This is a genomic window from Parasphingorhabdus sp., from assembly GCF_036963705.1.
Taxonomy (GTDB): Bacteria; Pseudomonadota; Alphaproteobacteria; order Sphingomonadales; family Sphingomonadaceae; genus Parasphingorhabdus.
The window spans coordinates 1-21,907 of record NZ_JBALUT010000045.1; the positions used below are offsets into that span (position 1 = coordinate 1).

Annotated in this window: 28 protein-coding genes; 21 read left to right on the plus strand and 7 right to left on the minus strand. The window is 53.2% G+C overall.

From position 1 onward, the window contains the following. From V7680_RS10720 to phoB, 4 genes are all read left to right on the plus strand, one after another. Positions 1-345: ABC transporter permease subunit (locus tag V7680_RS10720; RefSeq protein ID WP_335653265.1), on the plus strand; the 345-nt coding region annotated here is incomplete at its 5' end. A 53-nt stretch (positions 346-398) separates the two neighbouring features. Continuing rightward, positions 399-1,196, plus strand: coding sequence for a phosphate ABC transporter ATP-binding protein PstB (gene pstB, locus V7680_RS10725; RefSeq protein WP_335653266.1), 798 nt, complete (start codon positions 399-401; stop codon positions 1,194-1,196). A gap of 24 nt (positions 1,197-1,220) precedes the next feature. Next, on the plus strand, positions 1,221-1,952 hold the full coding sequence (gene phoU, locus V7680_RS10730; protein ID WP_335653267.1) for a phosphate signaling complex protein PhoU: 732 nt from the start codon (positions 1,221-1,223) through the stop codon (positions 1,950-1,952). Continuing rightward, positions 1,952-2,653 (plus strand): phosphate regulon transcriptional regulator PhoB, encoded by a 702-nt coding sequence (gene phoB, locus V7680_RS10735; protein ID WP_335653268.1) that lies wholly within the window; start codon positions 1,952-1,954, stop codon positions 2,651-2,653. The genes phoU and phoB overlap by 1 nt, the downstream gene beginning before the upstream one ends. A 39-nt stretch (positions 2,654-2,692) precedes the next feature. On the opposite strand, the gene V7680_RS10740 is transcribed toward phoB, so the two are convergent. Together V7680_RS10740 and epsC are read right to left on the minus strand one after the other, a co-directional pair. Next, positions 2,693-3,046 carry a DUF2794 domain-containing protein gene (locus tag V7680_RS10740; protein WP_335653290.1) on the minus strand — a complete coding sequence of 118 codons (354 nt, stop codon included), beginning with the start codon at positions 3,044-3,046 and terminating at the stop codon, positions 2,693-2,695. Beyond that, the gene (epsC, locus tag V7680_RS10745) at positions 3,046-3,750 is read right to left on the minus strand and encodes a serine O-acetyltransferase EpsC (protein WP_335653269.1); all 705 of its coding nucleotides are present in this window, start codon (positions 3,748-3,750) and stop codon (positions 3,046-3,048) included. Before epsC ends, V7680_RS10740 begins: the two co-directional genes overlap by 1 nt. Positions 3,751-3,904: 154 nt before the next feature. Between epsC and V7680_RS10750 the strand changes: the two genes are divergently transcribed. Continuing rightward, on the plus strand, positions 3,905-4,828 hold the full coding sequence (locus tag V7680_RS10750) for a hydrogen peroxide-inducible genes activator (protein WP_335653270.1): 924 nt from the start codon (positions 3,905-3,907) through the stop codon (positions 4,826-4,828). A gap of 9 nt (positions 4,829-4,837) precedes the next feature. Here the strand turns inward: V7680_RS10750 and V7680_RS10755 are convergent, their stop codons facing one another. From V7680_RS10755 to pgsA, 3 genes are read right to left on the minus strand one after another with little or no spacing between them, the layout of a single operon-like run. After that, entirely contained in the window at positions 4,838-5,281 is a 444-nt protein-coding gene (locus V7680_RS10755; protein ID WP_335653271.1) for a molybdenum cofactor biosynthesis protein MoaE, read from the minus strand. After that, on the minus strand, positions 5,278-5,541 hold the full coding sequence (gene moaD, locus V7680_RS10760) for a molybdopterin converting factor subunit 1 (protein ID WP_335653272.1): 264 nt from the start codon (positions 5,539-5,541) through the stop codon (positions 5,278-5,280). Before moaD ends, V7680_RS10755 begins: the two co-directional genes overlap by 4 nt. Then, complete coding sequence (gene pgsA / locus V7680_RS10765) at positions 5,541-6,113, minus strand: CDP-diacylglycerol--glycerol-3-phosphate 3-phosphatidyltransferase (protein ID WP_335653273.1); 573 nt, start codon at positions 6,111-6,113, stop codon at positions 5,541-5,543. The genes moaD and pgsA overlap by 1 nt, the downstream gene beginning before the upstream one ends. Positions 6,114-6,276: 163 nt before the next feature. On the opposite strand from pgsA, the gene V7680_RS10770 reads away from it, so the two are divergent. Then, positions 6,277-7,563, plus strand: a complete 1,287-nt coding sequence (locus V7680_RS10770) for an MFS transporter (protein WP_335653274.1) — start codon at positions 6,277-6,279, stop codon at positions 7,561-7,563. Positions 7,564-7,581: 18 nt separating this feature from the next. Here V7680_RS10770 and V7680_RS10775 read toward each other — a convergent pair whose 3' ends face one another. After that, complete coding sequence (locus V7680_RS10775; protein ID WP_335653275.1) at positions 7,582-7,800, minus strand: hypothetical protein; 219 nt, start codon at positions 7,798-7,800, stop codon at positions 7,582-7,584. A gap of 304 nt (positions 7,801-8,104) precedes the next feature. On the opposite strand from V7680_RS10775, the gene V7680_RS10780 reads away from it, so the two are divergent. The 4 genes from V7680_RS10780 to V7680_RS10795 all read left to right on the plus strand — a co-directional run bounded on the left by V7680_RS10780 (position 8,105) and on the right by V7680_RS10795 (position 11,188). Continuing rightward, the gene (locus V7680_RS10780) at positions 8,105-8,344 is read left to right on the plus strand and encodes a hypothetical protein (RefSeq protein WP_335653276.1); all 240 of its coding nucleotides are present in this window, start codon (positions 8,105-8,107) and stop codon (positions 8,342-8,344) included. Between the two features lie 166 nt (positions 8,345-8,510). Continuing rightward, on the plus strand, positions 8,511-9,077 hold the full coding sequence (gene hslV, locus V7680_RS10785) for an ATP-dependent protease subunit HslV (RefSeq protein WP_335653291.1): 567 nt from the start codon (positions 8,511-8,513) through the stop codon (positions 9,075-9,077). Positions 9,078-9,121: 44 nt separating this feature from the next. After that, on the plus strand, positions 9,122-10,423 hold the full coding sequence (gene hslU, locus V7680_RS10790; protein WP_335653277.1) for an ATP-dependent protease ATPase subunit HslU: 1,302 nt from the start codon (positions 9,122-9,124) through the stop codon (positions 10,421-10,423). Positions 10,424-10,555: 132 nt separating this feature from the next. Continuing rightward, positions 10,556-11,188, plus strand: a complete 633-nt coding sequence (locus V7680_RS10795; RefSeq protein ID WP_335653278.1) for a peroxiredoxin family protein — start codon at positions 10,556-10,558, stop codon at positions 11,186-11,188. On the opposite strand, the gene V7680_RS10800 is transcribed toward V7680_RS10795, so the two are convergent. Next, positions 11,185-14,043, minus strand: coding sequence for a M16 family metallopeptidase (locus V7680_RS10800; protein ID WP_335653279.1), 2,859 nt, complete (start codon positions 14,041-14,043; stop codon positions 11,185-11,187). The genes V7680_RS10795 and V7680_RS10800 overlap by 4 nt on opposite strands. A gap of 183 nt (positions 14,044-14,226) precedes the next feature. Between V7680_RS10800 and V7680_RS10805 the strand changes: the two genes are divergently transcribed. From V7680_RS10805 to V7680_RS10855, 11 genes are all read left to right on the plus strand, one after another. Beyond that, positions 14,227-14,799 carry a NifU family protein gene (locus V7680_RS10805; protein WP_335653280.1) on the plus strand — a complete coding sequence of 191 codons (573 nt, stop codon included), beginning with the start codon at positions 14,227-14,229 and terminating at the stop codon, positions 14,797-14,799. A gap of 27 nt (positions 14,800-14,826) precedes the next feature. Then, on the plus strand, positions 14,827-15,420 hold the full coding sequence (locus V7680_RS10810) for a malonic semialdehyde reductase (RefSeq protein ID WP_335653281.1): 594 nt from the start codon (positions 14,827-14,829) through the stop codon (positions 15,418-15,420). Between the two features lie 7 nt (positions 15,421-15,427). After that, positions 15,428-16,054, plus strand: a complete 627-nt coding sequence (tsaB, locus tag V7680_RS10815) for a tRNA (adenosine(37)-N6)-threonylcarbamoyltransferase complex dimerization subunit type 1 TsaB (RefSeq protein WP_335653282.1) — start codon at positions 15,428-15,430, stop codon at positions 16,052-16,054. 3 nt (positions 16,055-16,057) lie between these two features. After that, entirely contained in the window at positions 16,058-16,561 is a 504-nt protein-coding gene (gene rimI / locus V7680_RS10820; protein WP_335653283.1) for a ribosomal protein S18-alanine N-acetyltransferase, read from the plus strand. Between the two features lie 115 nt (positions 16,562-16,676). Further along, on the plus strand, positions 16,677-17,093 hold the full coding sequence (locus V7680_RS10825) for a MucR family transcriptional regulator (protein WP_335653284.1): 417 nt from the start codon (positions 16,677-16,679) through the stop codon (positions 17,091-17,093). 114 nt (positions 17,094-17,207) lie between these two features. After that, positions 17,208-17,630 carry a Fur family transcriptional regulator gene (locus V7680_RS10830; RefSeq protein ID WP_176279436.1) on the plus strand — a complete coding sequence of 141 codons (423 nt, stop codon included), beginning with the start codon at positions 17,208-17,210 and terminating at the stop codon, positions 17,628-17,630. Then, the gene (locus V7680_RS10835) at positions 17,602-18,456 is read left to right on the plus strand and encodes a lysophospholipid acyltransferase family protein (protein ID WP_335653285.1); all 855 of its coding nucleotides are present in this window, start codon (positions 17,602-17,604) and stop codon (positions 18,454-18,456) included. Before V7680_RS10830 ends, V7680_RS10835 begins: the two co-directional genes overlap by 29 nt. 9 nt (positions 18,457-18,465) lie before the next feature. Further along, on the plus strand, positions 18,466-19,803 hold the full coding sequence (miaB, locus tag V7680_RS10840) for a tRNA (N6-isopentenyl adenosine(37)-C2)-methylthiotransferase MiaB (RefSeq protein ID WP_335653286.1): 1,338 nt from the start codon (positions 18,466-18,468) through the stop codon (positions 19,801-19,803). Further along, complete coding sequence (locus V7680_RS10845; RefSeq protein ID WP_335653287.1) at positions 19,803-20,834, plus strand: PhoH family protein; 1,032 nt, start codon at positions 19,803-19,805, stop codon at positions 20,832-20,834. Before miaB ends, V7680_RS10845 begins: the two co-directional genes overlap by 1 nt. Beyond that, complete coding sequence (gene ybeY / locus V7680_RS10850; protein ID WP_335653288.1) at positions 20,821-21,336, plus strand: rRNA maturation RNase YbeY; 516 nt, start codon at positions 20,821-20,823, stop codon at positions 21,334-21,336. Before V7680_RS10845 ends, ybeY begins: the two co-directional genes overlap by 14 nt. Positions 21,337-21,348: 12 nt before the next feature. Further along, positions 21,349-21,907: CBS domain-containing protein (locus V7680_RS10855; RefSeq protein ID WP_335653289.1), on the plus strand; the 559-nt coding region annotated here is incomplete at its 3' end.

The window sequence follows — 21,907 nt, forward strand, 5'->3', positions numbered from 1 at the left end:
GCCGCGCTGGGTATCGGAGCAAGTCCGTTGCAGGTGGTGTTTCACCATGTTCTGCCGCTCGCGCTACCCGGCATATTGACCGGAACCATCATCGGTATGGCCCGGGCGCTGGGTGAAACCGCTCCCTTGCTGATGATCGGCATGCGCGCTTTTATCGCGACGCCACCGAGCGGGATCACCGATCCGGCAACCGTGTTGCCGGTCCAGATATTCCTCTGGTCCGACGAAGTCGACCGCGGGTTTGTCGAGAAGACATCCGCGGCGATCATCATATTATTATTGTTCCTCCTGACGATGAACGCGCTGGCAATCTATCTGCGTAATCGTTTTGAAACCCGCTGGTAGATGTCCCGATGAATGATGATCAGAAAATGCAAGAACCGAGTGAAAGCGTATATATGACAGATCCGGCTACAACAGGCGCGACGAGCGAAGGCGGCACACCGAAAATGACCGCTCGCAATGTCGATGTCTTCTACGGCGACAAGCAAGCGATCAACGACGTGTCGATCGACGTGAACATGGATAGTGTCACCGCATTTATCGGCCCTTCCGGCTGTGGCAAATCGACTTTTCTGCGCTGCATGAACCGAATGAATGATACTATTCCGATCGCCCGCGTCACCGGTGATATCACCTTGGAAGGCGATGATATTTATGCGCCGCAAATGGATGTCGTGCAGTTGCGCGCGCGGGTCGGCATGGTGTTTCAGAAACCCAATCCCTTCCCCAAGTCAATCTACGACAATATCGCTTATGGTCCGCGGATACACGGACTGGCTACCGGAAAGGAAGAGCTGGACCATATCGTAGAATCTTCATTGCAGCGCGCCGGTCTCTGGGGCGAAGTGAAAGACCGGCTGCAGGACAGTGGCACGGCATTGTCGGGCGGCCAGCAACAGCGCCTGTGTATCGCTCGCGCGATCGCGGTTGATCCCGAAGTGATCCTGATGGACGAGCCTTGCTCGGCTCTCGATCCGATTGCCACAGCAAAGATCGAAGAGCTGATTCACGAGCTGCGCGGGCGATATGCTATCGTCATCGTGACGCACAATATGCAGCAAGCGGCACGTGTTTCGCAGAAAACCGCGTTCTTTCACCTTGGTACTTTGGTCGAATATGGCGAGACCACAGACATTTTCACCAATCCGCGCAAAGAAAAGACACGGGATTATATCACCGGTCGCTACGGCTAACCCGCAGATAATTAGGAACAGATAATGGTCAATAGTGGGACAGAACATACCGTCAAAGCTTTCGATTCCGACATCAATCAGTTGCGCGGTATGGTCGCGGAAATTGGTGGTCGCAGCGAACAGGCGATAGCCAAAGCGATGCGCGCGCTGGAGAACAGCGATCTGGAACTGGCGGCCGAAGTAGTCAGGGAAGACAAGCTGATTGACGATCTTGAGAAACGGATCGACGATCTGACCTTTCAGACGATCGCCTTGCGAGCACCGATGGCCGATGACCTGAGAGAATTGATTGCCACTTTCAAAATTTCCGGGGTGGTTGAACGCATCGGCGACTATGCAAAGAATATTGCCAAACGTGTACCGATCGTCACCCAGACCCGGCGGATGGCACCGATTTCATTGCTTCCCTCGATGTCCAAAATTGCCAGCGAACTGGTCCGCGATGCGCTGGACGCCTTTGCCCGGCGCGATACCGAACTGGCGATGGAAGTTAACCGGCGTGATCAGATCGTCGATGATTTCTACAATAGCATATTCCGCGCCGTCATCACTCACATGGTCGAAAATCCCAAGGATATTGGTGAAGCAGCGCATCTTCTGTTCATAGCCAAGAATCTGGAACGCATCGGTGATCATGCGACCAATGTCGCCGAAATGGTCTATTTTGCCGCTACCGGTGAGCCAATGCCCGAGCGAACCCGCGGAGAAGACCCGACCGATCCGCTTGATGATGTCCTGAGCGATGATGCCGACTGATGCCCAATGCGAAATTATTGCTGGTAGAAGATGACGCCGCTTTGGCAGAACTCTTGTCGTGGAATTTTAAAAAAGAAGAATATGACGTTATTCACACCACTGATGGCGAAGAAGCGCTTTTGCTGGTGCAGGAACATCGTCCGGATGTGATATTGCTCGACTGGATGCTGGAAAGCCTTTCCGGCATCGAGGTCTGCCGGCGACTGCGCCGTTCATCGGAAACTGCCAATATTCCGATCATCATGCTGACCGCGCGCGGTGAAGAAGAGGACAAGATCCGAGGCCTGGAAACCGGCGCTGACGACTATATTACCAAGCCGTTCAGTCCGCGCGAACTTATCGCCCGGGTCAAAGCGGTTTTGCGCCGCGTTCGTCCGGCGCTGGCGGGTGAAAAATTGGCCTTCGGCGATCTGGAAATGGATACCGTTGGTCATAAGGTCAAACGCGGCGGGGATACTATCGCCCTCGGGCCGACCGAATTTCGTCTGCTCCGTCATTTTCTGGAACACCCCAATTGGGTTTTTTCCCGCGAGCGCCTGCTCGACAGCGTTTGGGGTCAGGATAGCGATATCGAGCTGCGCACCGTTGATGTCCACATTCGCCGTCTCCGCAAAGCGCTTAATGCAGATGGCCGAGCCGACATGATTCGCACGGTAAGATCAGCAGGTTATGCGCTCGACACTGATGCAGCAGAAGGTTAGCTTCCCTTCGCAGCTTAGATTGTAGAACGCCTTGCTTCTCTATTCGGCAACCAGCTTTACGAGCTTGCGTTCGACTGGCGCTAATATACCCGCAAGATCATGGCCACGTTTCAAAACCTGTCCCTGCTCGCCGTGCAATGACCACATACCTTGACGGTTGCGGTCAGCCGGGCGTTTCTCGATCCTTATCTGAGGCCGTTCCGATGCTCGGCGGAAAGCCGCGAAAATCGCGACATCGCGGCGCATATCCATGGCATAGTCTTTCCAGTGTCCAGCGGCCACCATCCGGCCATAGAGGCCAAGAATCCGTTCCATTTCCGGTCGTTCAAACCCCACCTGGGATGGCCCGCCCCGCTGCGGGAAAGCCGAAACATTGGATCCGGTAACCCGCATCAAGCGCGATCACGTCCCTTTGTCGCAGTCTTTTTGCCATTGCTGCTCCGCTCTTCGGCGAAGGCGGCGATACGTTTCTGTAATTGTTCCATTTCGCATTGCAGCATCTCAAGCTTTTGCGTCGACGGATCGAAAATCTCGCTGCACGGCGTTCCGTACGGGACGAAATCCTTCTGATATTCGTTAGCCTCGATCAGGGTCGGGCGTGCTCTGACACCAACCATGGTGGCGCCTTCCGGAACGTCCTGTGTCACCACCGCGTTGGCACCGACACGTGCCCGCTTGCCAACGGTGATCGGACCGAGCACCTGGGCGCCAGCACCCAGGATCACATCATCCTCAAGCGAGGGGTGCCGTTTGCCGCCAACCCCGTTTGTCGGGTTGGTGCCGCCCAGTGTCACACATTGGTAGATGGTAACATTATCACCGATTTCAGCGGTCTCGCCGATCACTGTAAAGCCGTGATCGATAAACAGATGCCGCCCGATTTTAGCGCCTGGATGGATGTCGATCGCCGTCAAGAATCTCGAAAGATGGTTGATTAAGCGGGCGAAGAAATAGAGTTCGCCCCTGAACAGCCAATGCGCCAAACGGTGCATACCGACGGCCAACACACCCGGATATAACAGCACTTCCCAGCGCGATCGCGGTGCCGGATCACGCGCCTTGATGGAATCTAGATAGGCGCCCAGTGCCCGAAACATAAATATTCTCCGGATGTTGCGAAGATTTATAAAATAGGCACGACAAACCACTATTTCCAGTCTTTTCTTGAAACTCAAATTTGGTGAAGCTTTGCATTGAGTCAGTAATCACTATATTGCATCAAACGCCAAACACTGATCGAAAGCCTCGATAATGTCCACTTACCTACCCACGCTCAAGCAATTGCAATATCTGGTGGCGCTAAAAGAACATGGCCATTTCGGCAAAGCGGCGGAATCCTGCTTCGTTACCCAATCCACATTGTCGGCAGGCATCAAGGAACTGGAAACGTTGCTCGACATCGTTCTGGTGGAACGGACCCGTCGGGTCGTACGATTCACCGAACTGGGCAATCAGATGGTGGAGAAAGCCTATCGCATCCTGCGCGAGGCAGAAGAGCTCTCCGAAATGGCCCGATCGGCTGGCAAGCCACTGGCCGGCAATGTCCGGATGAGCGTCATTCCGACGATCGCGCCCTTTCTATTGCCCCGCTTGCTACCGCAACTGCGCAAGGAACGTCCGGAACTCAAGCTTTACCTGAAGGAAGAGACTAGTCAGGCCGCATGCGATTCGCTGCATCATGGCCATGCTGATTGCGTGTTACTGGCACTGCCATTTCCATGCGGCGATGTTGAGTCTGAAATCCTGTTCAGCGACGAGATATTCGTGGCTTTCCCCAAAGACGATCCACGTGATCCGCCGGCAATGATCGATCCTGCAGCGCTCGACGAGACGCAATTATTATTGCTCGAGGACGGGCACTGCCTCAAAGATCATGCGTTGGCGGCCTGCAATCGGCCAGAGTTGAGAGCTTCGGCTAGGATGATGGGAACCTCGCTGCACACTTTGGTCCAGATGGTAGACAACGGCCTAGGCCTGACTCTGCTTCCCAAAATGGCAATCGATAGCGGTATTTTGGATCACACCAATATTGTCGCAAGGCCGCTGATATCTGAAAGTGCCACGCGTGATATTGCGCTGGTCTGGCGGACGAACAGCCCCCGGCGCAGCGAGTTTCAGCTGTTGGCGGAAATCATGAAGGGCGCGCAAAACTGGGTTTCCAACAACCCAAAATAGCAGATTGCTCTATTTGTCCCACTGTTTCGATGCTTTGATATCGGATTCACGCTCTTCAACCCACTGTTCCGCCCCATCAAGCCGGACTTCTTTCTTCCAGAATGGCGCCACGGTCTTCAATCGATCCATGATGAAGGAACAGGCCTCCATAGCCGCTTCGCGGTGATCCGAGGAGGTTACTACAAGAACTATATTTTCGCCTATCGCCAGCTTACCTACTCGGTGGATAATCGTCACCGCGTGCAGAGACCAGTCGTTTTTAGCTGTCTCTGCAATCTCCCGAAGCGCTTTCTCCGTCATTGCCGGATAATGTTCCAGCTCGAGGCTTTGCAGATTGCCATCATCCCGGACCTGGCCGACAAAACTGGCGATCGCTCCTCCACCGTAACTTGCGGCACCCAGCGTCTCCGAACCGATATCGAAGTCCGCGACTCCTACTTCTATCTTTATCATCCGCCGGTTACCGGCGGGAAGATCGCCAGTTCCTTCGCTGAACCGACTAGTGATGCGGGGGTTCCATAGTCCTGATCGAGAGCGAAACGCAATTTTGTGACGTCGGAAAGAATTTCCGAATAAGCCACGCCACGCTTGTTAAGCAGGGTCAGGACATCAGCGATCGTCCTAACCTTTTCATCCAGCAAAACCGATTCATTATCGAGACCAAGCCGTTCACGCACCCAAGCGAAATATACGATGTTGATCGAACGACCCATCAATCCATGTGCTTCAAACCGACCCGCAAATAATCCCATCCGGTTATCAAGGTCAAAATCGCAGCCGCCCAAAGCGTCCACAAACCGACGGTTTGAACAATCGGAAATTGCGGCAATCCGCCAGCCAATATCAAAGCACCGAGCGAAATCATCTGGAACCCGGTCTTCCACTTCGCCAGTTGCGAAACAGGAACGCTAACCTGCAAACCGGCAAGAAATTCCCGCAAACCGGAAACGGTGATTTCCCGCAATAAAATGACGAGCGCTGCGATCGTATGCCATCCGTTGATATCACGGGTGAACACCAGCATAAGCACCACTGCAGCAATCATGATTTTATCGGCGATCGGATCCAGAAAAATTCCCAGTTTGGAAACAGTACCTTGGGACCGGGCAAGATAGCCGTCGAAATAGTCGGTCACCGCCATCAAACAATATAGTCCGAATGCCAGCAGATAGTCGATCGGCAGCGGCTGCGACCTTGGCACGGTAAAATTGGGCCACAACAGGAAAACCAGAATTGGTACCGCGAAGATTCGCGAGAGCGTTAATATGTTTGGCAAATTCAGCATCGTGGCTTGCGCATAAACAGATTTGCGTAAAATGAAAATCGTTTCGATCAACCGGAGGACGGAAACAGCCTATCGGCGCCCGTCATTCGATTTGACCCCGCGGCTCAGTGGGCTAAGGATAGAGCACCAACCAATTTATCCTCCGAAAAGAGATTTTCAATTGATGCAAAATACTGCGCATTTGCTGCGGACAAGACGTTTTTTGCCGCTGTTCCTGACGCAGTTGCTGGGGGCATTCAACGACAATCTGTTCAAATTCTCGATGGTCATTCTCGTAACTTACGGGATTTATGACAGTGAATCAGAGGATTTTGCGTTTAACGCCCTCGCCTCTGGCCTGTTCATTCTGCCCTTTTTCTTATTCTCGTCGCTGGCGGGCCAATTGGCGGACAATTACGACAAGGCAAAGATCACCCGATTCGTAAAAACGCTCGAGATATTCATTGCCATGATCGGCGGGATCGGTCTTTGGCTGCATTCGATTCCGATAATGCTGACCGCATTATTCCTTCTCGGACTGCAGTCCACCTTCTTTGGGCCGATCAAATATGCCGTGCTTCCGCAACATCTGGAGAAAGATGAAGTGCTGGCAGGCACCGGGCTTGTCGAAGCGGGAACCTATATCGCGATCCTGGCGGGCACTATACTTGGCGGGATCATAATCGACAAAGATGGCAATGGCGTCGAAATCGCGGTCGTAACCGTGTTTCTCGTGGCGCTGATTGGCCGCGTGGCGGCCCAGTTCATGCCACCGGCACCGGCGCAGAAAGAAGTGGAAAAAATCGACTTTAACTTTATCCGTTCGTCATTCCATCTTATTTCAGCAACCTTGCATGTTCGCAAATTATATCTGGCGATCATCGCGATCAGCTTTTTCTGGACCATCGGTTCGGTGCTGATCATCCAGTTTCCACCACTGGTAGAAAATGTCCTGACCGCCACCCCGCAAGTCGCCAGCCTTTTCCTCGGCGTGTTTTCGGTCGGGATCGCGGTCGGCTCTATCCTCGTCAATCGACTGTTAAAAAGTGAAGTGTCTGCCCGTTTTGCGCCGGTGAGCGTCATTATGATGGGCGTCTCCGTTCTCATTCTCTACTTTATCACACGCAGTTGGCAGGGTTTGTCGAACGGCGAACTCTACACATTCGATACTTTCATCGTCCATGACGGCGCCTGGTCTCTGCTGGCGACTCTCGGAGGAGTATCCATCTTCGGTGGCATGTTTGTGGTACCTCTTTACGCCTTTCTGACCACAACCGTCGACATCAGCCAAACCGCCCGCACCATCGCGGCAAATAATGTGGTCAACTCCGGTTGCATGGTAATTGGTGCATTGGCGGCGATGGGCCTCAGCATATTGGGCGTTTCGACGACGGAGCAACTTTTGTTGGTGGCGGCCATGTGTGTGATAGCCGCCTGGCTCGGACAGCAGCTCCATCGCGCGTGCGACTGATCAGCGGTTGATGCTGAATCAGATGATGAACATATAAAATGCAGTGAAAAAGGTAAGGAAGCTCAGTAGAAACAAGCTGGCGTCATCGCCTAGCCATTTCCCTTTGGAAGGCGCAGCGGCCTCTCGACCATGTTCTTCCCTCGCTATTTGCACAATTTCTGCAGGAAGGCTTTGGCGAAAAGGATGCCTTATGCCTTCGTTAGGCAAAACCAGCGGTCTGAATGTTTCTCTGTCCATGCCATGCTGTTAACAATTTATTATCCATCTTATCCAGCGCCAATTTCGCGTCGATGGTTAACGTCTTGAATTGGAACAACCCCGCAATTCCGCAAGTTTTTGTGAGAGCGCTGGATCAGAATTAACTAACAAGCACATTGGTCATCGATAGCGATCAATTTATCGGCAGATGTCGACCTGTGTGATCTTTGCAACTGATCAGCAAAATTGCCATTCTGAACAATATGATGGTTGATTTCGCTAGAGTCATATGCCAATGGCTAATGCGTATTGAGTTAAATGCGAAACCCTGAAGGAGCAAATTATGCGTTTCGGTAAAATTGGAATGGCTGCAGCAGCAGCTGCGTCGCTTGTAAGCGCACCCGTCTTGGCACAGGCTGCACAGCCTGTTTCTTCTGTTGCCCGTATCGGTGCAACCGTAGAAAAAGAAAATAACATTGAAGGCGGATCGGGCATCATCATTGCTATCCTCGCAGCAGCAGCAGTGATCGGTGGCATCATCATCGCAGCCGACGGCAGCGAAGATACGCCAACCTCCCCCTGAATTAATTCAGGCATAGAAATTTGAAAATGGCGGCCAATTGGTCGCCATTTTTTTTGCATCCATTAAAGACAGAAGAACGAAAATTCCGTTCGTGAGTTCTTCGGATATCGAAGAGCGGCGCAGCCATTGGTTGCACATCTGGAACAGATTACCCATATCCGGTTTCATGACAGAAAATCAGCAACATGGCCTGCAGCAATGGCATGGCACAACAATCCTATCGGTACGAAAAAATGGCAAAGTTGTCGTCGTTGGCGACGGCCAGGTATCCATGGGAAATACCGTGATGAAGCCAAACGCCCGCAAGGTACGGCAATTGCACGACGGATCGGTGATTGGCGGCTTTGCCGGTGCTACCGCAGACGCTTTCACTTTATTCGAACGACTTGAAGCAAAGCTCGAACGCCACAATGGCCAGTTGATGCGCGCAGCGGTTGAGCTGGCAAAGGACTGGCGGACCGATAAATATCTCCGTAATCTCGAGGCCCTGATGATTGTCGCCGACAAGGACGTTACATTGATCCTGACCGGCAATGGCGACGTGCTCGAACCGATAGAAGGAATCGCAGCGATCGGTTCCGGTGGAAATTTTGCTCTCTCGGCCGCGCGTGCTTTGAAAGAGTATGAAAAGGACGCCGAGAAACTGGCCCGGAAATCGATGGAGATTGCAGCCGAACTTTGCGTGTTCACTAACGACCAGGTCACGATTGAAACGCTCGATAGCGATACTTAATCATTGTCGTATCCGTTACACTCAATAACAAAGAGAAAATTAGCATGCAGGCGAACCTGACCCCCAAAGCTATCGTCAAGGCTCTCGACGAACATATTATCGGCCAGCAGGATGCAAAGCGCGCCGTAGCCGTCGCTTTGCGAAACCGCTGGCGCAGACAGCGGTTGCCCTCAGAACTCCGTGATGAAGTGACCCCTAAAAATATACTGATGATCGGGCCCACGGGTTGCGGCAAAACAGAAATTTCCCGCCGCTTAGCGAAGCTCGCAGATGCGCCGTTTATCAAGGTCGAAGCCACCAAGTTTACCGAAGTCGGCTATGTCGGCCGCGACGTCGAACAGATTGCCCGCGACCTCGCCGAAGAGGCTGTCCGTCTGGAACGCGAGCGCCGTCGACTGGCTGTGCACGAAGCAGCAGCGGATGCAGCGATGAAAAGGCTGCTCGACGTGTTATGCGGGGAAAGCGCCAGCGAAGCCACGCGGGAAAGCTTTCGCCAACGGGTGGTCGACGACCATATGAACGATACCGAAATCGAGATTGAAGTCGAGGACGTGCCAAATACACCGATGGACATCCCCGGCATGGGTGGCCAGGTCGGAATGATCAACTTGTCCGACATGATGGGCAAAGCATTCAATCAAAGCCGCTTGAAACGCCGGAAAATGCGGGTAGCGGATGCCTGGGACAAACTGGTAGAAGAAGAGTCAGACAAGCGGCTCGACGACGATGACATTTCCCGAGCAGCGATCACTGACGCAGAGTCCAACGGCATCGTATTTCTCGATGAAATCGACAAGATCGCGGTTAGTGACGTTCGGGGCGGTTCGGTCAGCCGCGAGGGTGTCCAGCGAGATCTCCTGCCATTGATAGAGGGCACTACGGTTGCGACCAAATATGGACCGATGAAAACGGACCATATCCTGTTCATCGCATCCGGCGCCTTTTCAATATCCAAACCCAGCGACATGCTTCCCGAATTGCAGGGACGTTTGCCAATCCGGGTCGAATTACGGGCGCTGACCGAAGAAGATTTCGTGAGAATTCTAACCGAAACCAGAGCGAATTTGACAGAGCAGTATATCGCTCTGCTCGGCACCGAAGACGTGACGATCAAAATCACCGAAGATGCAATCAAGAAGCTTGCTGAAATTGCGGCAAATGTGAACGAAACGGTTGAAAATATCGGTGCTCGCCGTCTCCAGACCGTCATGGAAAAACTGCTCGAAGAAATAAGCTTTACCGCCGAAGACCGCGCCGGCGAAGAAATTACCATCGACGGGGCCTATGTCGATAAGCAGTTATCGGATGTTGCCAAGGATACCGACCTGTCAAAATATATATTATGATGGTAATATCGAAGCGCCGATGCGCTGGATAAACTGCGGTTGCAACTGCTCCTTGTCGGATTTGTGGTGGTCGCTGTAACAAAAATTCCTTCAACCTCGAAAGGTAACAAGGAAAATTGAATGGAGTCCGTCATGATCCGTACCGCTTTGCTATTGTCATCTATTGCTATCGCGGGGCTATCCGCTTGCTCTGAACCGGTTCCCGAACCGGTTTCCGAAGTCACCGGCGAGACGGAAAACAAACCCGAGATCATTGTCGCACCAATCACCACAGCAGACAGTATCGACGCTGGACTGGGGGTTGGAGAACAAGTGCCCGTGGCGACCGGTCTCGTGAGCAAAGACGGTGAGACATCTCTGGGAACAATCCTGGGAAACGGACCAGCACTTGTTGTATTCACCCGTTCAGTGGAATGGTGCCCCTATTGTCAGACACAATTGAAGTCGATCAACTCGATCGTGGACGATCTCAAAGACCGTGGATATAATCTCTATGGTCTGACCTATGACAGCCCGGATCAGCAAGACCGGTTCTCGAAAAACCAGATGTTGCGATACGATATGCTGTCCGACCAGAAATCGGGCCTAATTGATGAATTTGGATTGCGCGACCCGCAATATACCGAAGGCCGCGCCGCTGGCGTTCCCTATGCATCGGTCTTCGTCATCGATCAAAATGGCAAGATTCTCGCAAAGTCCGTATCTGGTGATTTCAAGAAGCGGCCCACAAATGAACAGATACTGGCGCTGGTCGATTCGATCTAATTGGTGCCCGCGGCGTCCATTCGCGAAGCTGCCGGTTCGTTGTCATTGACCGCGACATTGCTGTTTTCAGGCAGAACAACGAGCTTCCATTTCGTCGCGTCATCAAGATATTTTATTGCCAGAGCCTGCACTTCTGCCGGCGTAATGACGGTATAGTCGCTCAAGAGAGTTCTCAGAGCCACAAATTTCTGTGGATTATAACTCGCCCCCTCCATCTGGCTCATCCAGAATGAATTGCCACTGCTGGCCCGCGCGATTAGCTGGCGCAAGGGTTCAACCACGCGCGTCAGTTCGTCGTCGCTCACCGGCTTTTCACGCAGATCCTTGGCAATCAAGGCGACTACATTGTAGAATCGGTCGATATTATCCGGCGTCAATTGACTCTGCGCGCCAATATAACCACCCGTTTGAAAGTCGACCGGCCAGCTATTGAACACTTGCGGACTATAGCTTGCCCCCTGCTGGGAACGAAGAATTTCGAATAGACGATCATTGAAAATGGAAACCAATACTTCCAGTTTGCGACTTTCCCGGACTTTTTCAAGGCCGCCGCCGGTCGGCCAGGCGACCATCGCAGCAGCCCTGTCCGTGTCTCCATTGTGGACCAGAATTTCCGGGCCAGGCTGAGCTGCCGGAAAATGTGGTGATGTTGCCTCGGGCAGAACGGGATTGGCCTTACGCTTCTTCAATGCCCCGAAGGTCTTCAATATGGATTCAACCGCTTGGTCCCGATCAAAATCGCCGAACAGCATCAGTTCAATTGGTCCGCTGGCGAGAATTGGTTTCCAGAAATTTTTAAAGTTTTCAGCGGTCAAACGATCGAAATCCTCTTTGTCCGGTGTCTTCCAGCGAGGATCTTTCCCGCGTATCAGCCATTCCAGATCCCGCTCCAGAACCGCCTGTGGAGATGCGGAGAAACTGTCATAACTGATCAACGAAGCCGCTTTGCCGCGGATGACCGGTGCCGAATCCCAGCGCGGAAAAGCCAGTTTTGCCGCGATGAGATGCAGCTGATCTTCCAGGTCCGAGGGTCTGGTATTAGCAGTAATCTCGAACGCATCATTATCGATATCGAAGCTCAGACCAATCCGTCGGCCGGTGGTGATTTTGTCGAGCTCCTCCTGCCCGAGATTGGCAACACCGCTGGCCATCAACGCCAGAGCGCCAGACCATGCGAAGGATTCTTGCTGAGGTGACAAACCGGCATAGCCATTGCCGAACCGGGCATTGACCATGATCTTGTTGCGCTCCCCTGTGTTCGGATACAGCAGAACCCGGACGCCATTTGCGAGCTCAAGCTGCTCCACTTCGTAGCGTTCTATCTTTTTGGTCGTTTTAATCGCCCCCTTTTTCCCGATTCTTTTTAGCGAGTCGAAACCGAGATCGGACTGAACGACGCGGACGTCGTTCGCTGCATCGACAGTGTTGCGCAACGCATTGGCCAGCCTTGTTTTCCCGCTTTCAATAACATCGGGCGATGTCATCAAGGCCCGTGTCGAGACGCCCGTGAACAGCTTCCTCGTCGATTCGAGCAATCTTTCCGGCGTGTATAAATCGCGCATTGCCCGAAAAACATCCAGTGCGACCTTGGGAGTCGCGACGGTTTCCCGAATATCGACAGCATTCACTATATCGTCAGCCTGCTTCCGCGCGTCTTCGCTGGGATAGCCTTCGACGCCGATCGCAAGCGCTGCGTCAAATTCAGCGATTTCGCGGGCAATATCTGCTTCGGAAGGTGCAATTGCAGTGGCATCGGCGATGACTCCCCGGACATCCGACAACGCAGCCTCCCAATCATCACCTAGCGGAATGATACTGATGAAGGTTCCGTCAACCGAACGGCTAACATCATCCTGCCCGACGCTAGCCTGCAGATAGCTGCCTCCAGATCTCGCCCGTGCTTCCAGACGGCGATTGATCATTTGCAAGGCCAACAGATCGATCAAAATCTGTTGGTTATAGACTATCGTATCCTCGACTTGTTCCCATGGCCGCGCAATGATCATCGAGATGAACCGCGGAACGTTGGGCTCGATTATGATCTGGCTGATATCGGCTGTATCCTGGGGTTGCCCAAAGTCCGGAATACTACCCGCCTTGCCTTTGCCCTTCCAATCCGAAAAATGCTTCTTCAACAGTTCCTCGAACAATTCCGGCTCGCCGTCTCCGGCGATTACAATCACGGTCTGCTCCGGGCGATACCAGCGTTGATGGAATAGTTGCAGCATTTGCGGTGTCGCAGCGCTCAACGTTTCCGGCGTCCCGATCGGCGCCCGACTTGCTAGCAGTTGCCCGGCAAAAAATAATTCTCGCGTTGCATTTTGCACGTTCGACTGCGGCCCTGCCCGCTCCCGCAATTCGGCCAATACGACCGGACGCTCGGCATTTACCGCGGTTACGCTCAGGCCCGGCGAGCTTGCCATCCCGGACAAGATTTTCAGACTTTCGTCGAGACTGGTGCGGTTGGCATTGGGCAAGTCCAGCTTGTAGACAGTTTGCGTTGGAGAAGTTTCGGCATTGCTATCGCTGCCAAATGTTGCGCCCAATCTCTGCCAAACTCGTTTCGCTTCTCCATCAGGCACGTGGGTCGATCCGCGGAAGGTGAGATGTTCCATGAAATGGGCAAATCCCTGTTCCTGTTCGGTCTCCATCAGCGAACCGACATCCATTCGCATGCGGATAGACACCTGCCCCGGTGGCACACCATTGCGCTTGACCGCATAGCGCAAACCATTGTCCAGTTCGCCAAATATCCAGCTCCTGTCGACCGGAACATCGCTGTTTTTATAGAGCCACGGCAGAGGTTCGTTGCTCTCCACCGGCTTTGCAGCGACCTGAACTGGCGTAGCCAGCATGCAGAATGCAAAACAGACAAGTGACAAAAATCGGTTTGGACTGAAAGATATGGGGTTCATGTTGCGGATATAAGCAGGCCCATTCTGACTGGCCAGTGAATATTCCCTGCAATTGCGTTCAAAGCGATGGCTGGACAGAGTTTAACCCTTGATAGCGCCGCCATTAATCGCCAGATAACAGACATGCTAATAGAAACAGAAAAAACACCAAACCCCTCGACCCTCAAATTCCTGGTCGGACAGCCCGTTATGTCTGATGGAACCCGCGACTTCGCGTCGCCGGAAGATGCTGAAATTTCTCCGCTGGCAGAAGCCTTGTTCACGCTCGGCGATGTTACGGGCGTGTTCTTCGGTTCGGATTTCATCTCGGTAACATGCGGTCCCGGAGCGGATTGGTCCGATCAGAAACCTCAGGTCTTGAGCATATTGCTCGACCATTTTTCGGCCGGGCTCCCCCTTTTCAAATCAGGCAGCGCTGGCGAAATTACAGTACCTCCCGAAGAAGAAGTCCATGACGATCCGGAAGATGCGGATATCGTGGCGCAAATCAAGGAACTGATCGAAACCCGGGTTCGCCCGGCGGTGGCCAATGACGGCGGCGATATTGTCTATCGCGGCTTCAACAAAGGCACGGTATTTCTGAAAATGCAGGGCGCCTGCGCGGGATGCCCGTCATCGTCTGCTACGCTGAAGCAGGGAATCGAATCCTTGCTGAAACATTATGTTCCCGAGGTCATCGAAGTCCAAGCAGCATAAATTTTCGATTTAGACAAAGGCAAATCAATGAATTCCCCACTGGATAAAGCGGCGCTGGCTCAGCTGTTTCTCGAAGCACGCACTTTTAACGGCTATCATGACAAGCCAGTGTCCGTGGATCAGTTGCACGCTATTTGGAATCTGATGAAAATGGGCCCGACCAGTGCCAACATGCTACCGGCCCGTCTGGTCTGGTGCCATAGCCAGCAAGCCAAAGACCGGCTGGCTGACGTGTCATCGGAAGGCAATCAAGACAAGATCCGCAAAGCACCTGTTACCGTGATCATCGGTATGGATGAGGATTTTCACGAGCATTTGCCGGAGCTTTTTCCGCATGCCGACGCCAAAAGCTGGTTCGCTGGCGATGCCGAAGCGCGCAAGATACACGCCATGCGCAACAGTTCGCTACAAGGCGGCTATTTCATTCTCGCGGCCCGCGCGCTCGGCCTCGACACCGGCCCGATGTCAGGTTTCGACAATGACGCTGTCGATAAAGAATTTTTCGCCGATCAACCCAAGGTCAAATCCAACTTCATTTCGACGCTGGGCTATGGCGATCCGACGACAATTTTTGAACGCAGTCCACGACCCGAATTCGACAAATTCAACAGTTTGATCTGACTAGGCAATGGGCGAGCGACTCCTCGCAATCGACACGGCCACCGTGGCCTGCTCGGTCGCACTGTTCGAAGATGGCGCTTTGATCGCCTCCGATTATGCCGAGATCGGACGGGGCCATGCCGAGAAACTGATCCCAGCGATTGCAGGACTTCCTGATCGGGGCAAAGCCGACAAAATCTTGGTGAATTGCGGTCCGGGCAGCTTCACGGGCGTCCGTATCGGCATTTCCGCAGCAAAGGCTCTAGCACTTGCTTGGGGCGCGGAAATCAACGGATATTCCTGCCTGGCGCTGGTCGCTGCACAGGCCCGGAACCAGCTAGAGACTGCGCAGCCTGTCTGCGTGGCGATGCTTGCGGGGCACGGCGAATATTTCGTTCAGAATTTTTCCGAAACTGGTGAAGCTTTAGGCGCGCTTGCGTCACTGACGCCAGAACAGGCTGCCGAACAGGTCCACGCGAATATCATTGCTGGCTCAGCCTCTGCAGAACTCGCCGAGCTAGTTAGGGCGGATGTTCATTTTCCAATCTTGCCAAATGCCTCACAAGTCTCTTTAATAGCCAATGATATGAAGAATATGTCATCCAAGCCAATCTATGGACGCAAGCCGGACGCCCAGCCAGTGAAAGTCGCCTGACCAATGGCCAGTCGCCAAGGATCGTGGGATGGATATGATCCGGCTCCTATAGAGATCCAGACAGGCGACGTCGGAAATTTAAGCGACATCATGCGCGTCATGGATCGCGCTTTTCCAAAGACCTATGGCGAGGGGTGGAACCATCATCAATGCCGCTCGATGCTCTCGATGCCTAGCGCAAAACTGATAATCGCAAAGATGAACAACATTGTCTGCGGTTTCGTGATCAGCCGTCAGGCAGCCGATGAAGAAGAACTCCTAATGATCGCCGTCTGTCCCGACCACCAGCGTCAAGGTGTCGGGCATCACTTGCTAGAACATATGTTGCTGACCGCTCGAAACGATGATGTCTCAGCCGTCTTTCTGGAAATGAGAGCCGATAATCCGGCTGCGAAACTCTATGCCGAATTTGGCTTCTACAAGATCGGATTGCGCAAGGACTATTATACCGGGCCGTCGAAGGAAAAATTCGACGCCATTACTTATAAGACAATGTTCACCGACTAGACTTTCGGGAAATATTCATCGGTTTGACAGTTGCAGCCTACAGCCGTTCGTGTAAATATCCCGGCGCTGTAAAAGCAAAATAATAAAAACAATGGTCGCACAAAGGTATAATATTATGACAGAAGAAGAAATTGCTCTGAATGAGATGCTTATTACGTTCACTTCAGACATCGTCGCCGCACATGTAAGCAACAACAGCGTTGCCGTGTCGGATTTGCCGCTTATCATCAGCAGTGTGCACGGAGCCCTAGCGGGTCTTTCGGGCAAAGCAGCCGAACAAGCGCGTCCCGACCCTGCCGTTCCGATCAAATCATCAATCAAGCCGGACTATGTAGTCTGCTTGGAAGACGGCAAGAAGCTCAAGATGCTGAAACGCCACTTGATGACTCACTACGGCATGACTCCGGAAGATTATCGCGCAAAATGGGGCCTGCCAAACGACTATCCGATGGTTGCTCCCAATTACGCAGAAAAGCGCCGTCAACTTGCCAAGGCAATCGGCCTCGGCAAGAAAAAGGGCCCAAAGAAATAAATCGGCCAATTATTGCATCAAGTTTAGAAAATTGCGGCACCATTGCCGCAATTTTCGCTTTGCAATCTCGAACTCCCCGCATAGAGTCTTCCCCAGAGGTAACGGAAAGGGTCCATGCCCCAAAAAATTGATCTTGAAGCATTATGTGCGGAAAAAGGGCTGCGGATCACTGATCAGCGCCGGGTAATCGCACGCGTCATATCCGATGCCGAGGATCATCCAGACGTTGAAACCCTGCATGAGCGGGCTTCAGCCGTTGACTCCCGCATTTCAATCGCAACCGTCTACCGGACAGTCCGTCTGTTCGAAGAAGCCGGCATATTGGACCGTCACGACTTTGGCGATGGTCGCGCCCGCTATGAAGCTGTTCCAGAATCGCACCACGATCATTTGATCGATGTAGAAACCGGCAAAGTAATCGAATTTGTCGACCCGGAACTTGAAGCGCTGCAAAAGCAGATCGCCGAAAAACTGGGTTATCGATTGGTTGACCATCGCATGGAGCTTTATGGCGTATCTCTCGCCAGAAAAAGCTGAAGTGCCTGCCCCCGATCCCGATGCGCGCGCGTTCGACAACCAGCCCATGGCTTACCGGCTATGGAATGGAGCATCCCCATTGGGCTATTTGAGATTTGCACTTCGCGTAATATTGCTCTTCACAGCCCTGTTTCTCTGCATCCCATTCTATTATATTTGGCGATTTCTGCGCTTATCCAATCCTTGGCCAAGGACATTTCTCAAGATCGCCGCTTTTGCATGCGGTGCGCGGGTCAATATTGTCGGCACTCCAATCAAGCGCGACGTGTTTTTCATTTCCAACCATCTGTCCTGGGTCGATATCGCGATCCTTGGCGGCCACAGCGGCACCGCGTTTGTTTCAAAGGAAGAAATCGGGAATTGGCCGATTATCGGCTGGCTCTGCCGGCTCAATGACACCGTTTTTGTTGCGCGGTCAGACCGAATGGGCATTGCACAGCAGATCAACCAGTTGCGCGATGCACTGGAGGAAACCTGGGCGATCACGATCTTTCCCGAAGGCACGACAGGCGACGGCTCTACCCTCCTCCCCTTCAAGGCACCTCTACTCAAGGTACTGGAGACACCGCCACCGGGCATATTGGTGCAGCCGATATTTCTGAACTATGGCGAGAATGCCTTCGAGATCGGCTGGACCGGAGACGAAAGCGCGCCTTCAAATGCCTGGCGCCTACTCACGCGACGCAGCAGTTTTCTGGTCGAGGTCCATTTTCTGGAGCCTTTTGACCCAGACCATTATACGGGCAGAAAAAATATCGCAGCCGAGGCCCGGCGCCGGATCGCCGAGCCGCTTTCGGCTTCCCTGGGTGGCAAACCCATTGTATAGGCAGCCACTATGACTCAAGCCAATCTCAAAAAATTCCATATCAAGTCATTTGGTTGCCAGATGAACGTCTATGACGGTGAGCGCATGTCCGAAATGCTCGTCGATCAGGGCATGAGCGCCGCAGAAAATGGCGATGATGCCGATCTGGTGGTGCTGAACACCTGCCACATTCGTGAAAAGGCCGTCGACAAAGTCTATTCCGATATCGGGCGCTTGCGCCGCAAAGACGGCAGCAGCCCGATGATCGCCGTTGCCGGTTGCGTCGCGCAGGCCGAGGGCAAGGAAATTTCTCGCCGTGCACCAAGCGTCGACATCGTCGTTGGCCCGCAAGCCTATCACAGATTGCCGGAACTGATAGAAACCGCGAAATCGGGCAAGAAGGCCCTAGATACCGACATGCCGGCGATATCAAAATTTGACGTCCTGCCAACGCGCGGAAAACAGGCCCGGCCAACCGCTTTCCTGACGGTTCAGGAAGGGTGCGACAAATTCTGTACTTATTGCGTGGTCCCTTATACTCGCGGGGCGGAAATTTCCCGCCCCTGGAGCGATCTGATCGACGAAGCCAAGGCGCTGGTCGACGGCGGAGCGCGCGAAATCACGCTGCTTGGCCAGAATGTCAACGCATGGACCGGTGAAGACTACAACGGTCAACTGCAAGGGCTCGACGGGTTGATCAGGGCGCTCGACAAAATTTCGGGCCTCAAGCGTATTCGTTATATGACCAGCCATCCCAACGACATGACTGAAGGGCTGATTGCCGCGCATGGCGACGTCGGCAAGTTGATGCCCTTCCTCCATCTTCCGGTCCAGTCGGGCAGCGACCGTATCCTCAAGGCGATGAACCGCTCGCATAGCGTGCAAAGCTATCTCACCATCCTTGAGCAGATGCGCGCAGTGCGGCCCGACATCGCGCTGTCTGGCGACTTCATCGTTGGTTTTCCGGGCGAAACCGATCAGGATTTTGAAGCAACCTTGCAAATTGTCCGCGACGCCAATTATTCTCAGGCTTTCTCGTTCAAATATTCACCCCGTCCCGGCACGCCGGCTGCGGGAATGGACGATCAGATTGTACCGGAAGTGATGGATGAACGACTGCAGAGATTGCAGGCATTGCTCAACGAACAGCAATATGCGTTCAATCAGCAAACCGTGGGCCGCACTACCGACATATTGCTGGAACGCCAGGGCAAGCTGGACGGTCAATTGATCGGCAAGACGCCGTGGCTGCAGTCATTGCACATTATCTCGCCCGATTTGAAAATCGGCGATCTGGTCGAGGCGGAAGTGACCCGCGCTGGCCCGAACAGTCTTACCGGAGAAATCAAAGAGAGAATGGCCGCCTGATGGCTCAAAAAACAAAGGCAGGAGCGGCGGGGAATATCACCAGTCTCGACCTGGAGTTTGAGGATGCCCACATTTTGGGCGACTTATTCGGTGAATATGACCGGAATATCGTGGCAATTGAAAACCGGCTCGGCGTCTATATCGCGGCGCGCGGAACAAAATTGAAGATCGAAGGTGAGCAGGAAGCCGTGTCCCAGGCACGTGCGGTCCTGACCGGTATCTACAACCGACTGGAGCAGGGACAGGAGATTGATGCTGGAGCGGTTGAAGCAATTATCGCCATGGCCGCAGATCCCCGGGTGGCAAAAGTAGCCAAGCAATCTGCCGCCGGTATCAACACCAGAAATGACGACGTTGCGGACGCACCAAAGGTGATGATCCGGACCCGTAAGAAGAATATCTTTCCGCGTTCAGTCCGTCAGGCCCATTATATGGAAGCGCTCGCTCGCGATGATATGATTTTTGCTCTCGGCCCCGCAGGAACCGGCAAAACCTATCTGGCAGTAGCGCAAGCGGTTTCCCAGTTGGTCAGCGGCTCCGTTGACCGACTAATTTTGTCGCGACCGGCGGTCGAAGCAGGCGAGAAAATCGGATTTCTGCCGGGCGATCTGAAGGAAAAAGTCGATCCTTTCTTACGGCCGCTTTACGATGCGCTTTACGACACGCTTCCTGCCGAGCAGGTAGAAAGACGGATAGAGAGCGGCGAAATCGAAATCGCCCCGATCGCATTCATGCGCGGCCGAACGCTTGCCGACGCCTTTGTCATTCTCGACGAAGCGCAAAATACAACCGCAGCACAGATGAAAATGTTTCTGACCCGTTTTGGTATGAACAGCCGCATGGTGATTTGCGGTGACCCCAAGCAAGTCGATTTGCCGAAAGAGGCCGTCTCCGGATTGGCTGATGCGGTCTCCAAATTGCAGGATATCGAGCGAGTCAGCGTCGTCGAATTTGGCGCCAGCGATGTCGTCCGCCACCCGCTGGTCGGGAAAATCGTCGAAGCCTATGAAGGCAAAGATGCTTCAGACTGAACTGATCGCGTCTCCACCATGGGATGTTGAGCCGGAATGGACGGACATGGCTGCGCGGGCGGCAAAGGCCGCTATTGCTGCATCGTCGCATGCAGATATAATGACCCGAAATTTCACTATAGAGATTAGCGTAAAGCTATCCGACAATGCCGAAGTTCAAACCCTCAACAAGGCTTATCGTAGCAAGGACAAGCCGACCAATGTCCTTTCGTTCCCTCAAATTCAGCCGGATCTGCTCGAGACACTGGCGAATACGGACGACGGAGAAGCCTTGCTCGGCGATATCATTCTGGCGTTCGAGACGTGTCGCGACGAAGCCTTGGCAAAGGATATCTCTCTTTCTACCCATGTTACACATTTGATTGTGCACGGGACCTTGCATTTGCTAGGATATGATCATGAGAACGAGACCGATGCAGGGGTGATGGAGAATATTGAAATCAACGCATTGGCTACATTGGGCATCGCCAACCCTTACGCAGAACAAGCGCAAAGCAGGTAATCAAGAAACAATATGAGTGACGTTGAAAAGGAAAATGGCACGGGCGTGGCTCGCAGCAGCGGCCAATCCAAGGAAGATGACGAGCCCGGACGAATATGGCGGAGCCTGAAGGCTCTGCTATTCGGAAATAGTGAAGACAATAGTCTGCGTGCCCAGATCGAAGAAGTCATCGATGATCATGAAAATGATGCCGATTCGGACCCGAACGGGCGTCCCGACGTATCGTCTCTGGAACTGGAAATGCTACGCAACATGCTGCATTTCAGCGACAATCGGGTTGATGATATAGCCGTGCCCCGCGCGGATATGATCGCTATCGAGGAAAGCTCGCCGTTCAGCGACTTTGTCGATATTTTTTCCGAGCACGGACACAGCAGGATCCCGGTTTACCGCGAAAATCTCGACAATATTGTCGGCATGATCCATATCAAGGATATCTTCGCAATTGTTGCCAAAGGCGGCAAATATCCTGATGATATCACGCCATTTCTCCGGCAGCCGCGCTTTGTTCCTGAATCGATGGGCGTACTCGATCTGCTGGCAGAAATGCGGGCCACGCGCACCCATCTGG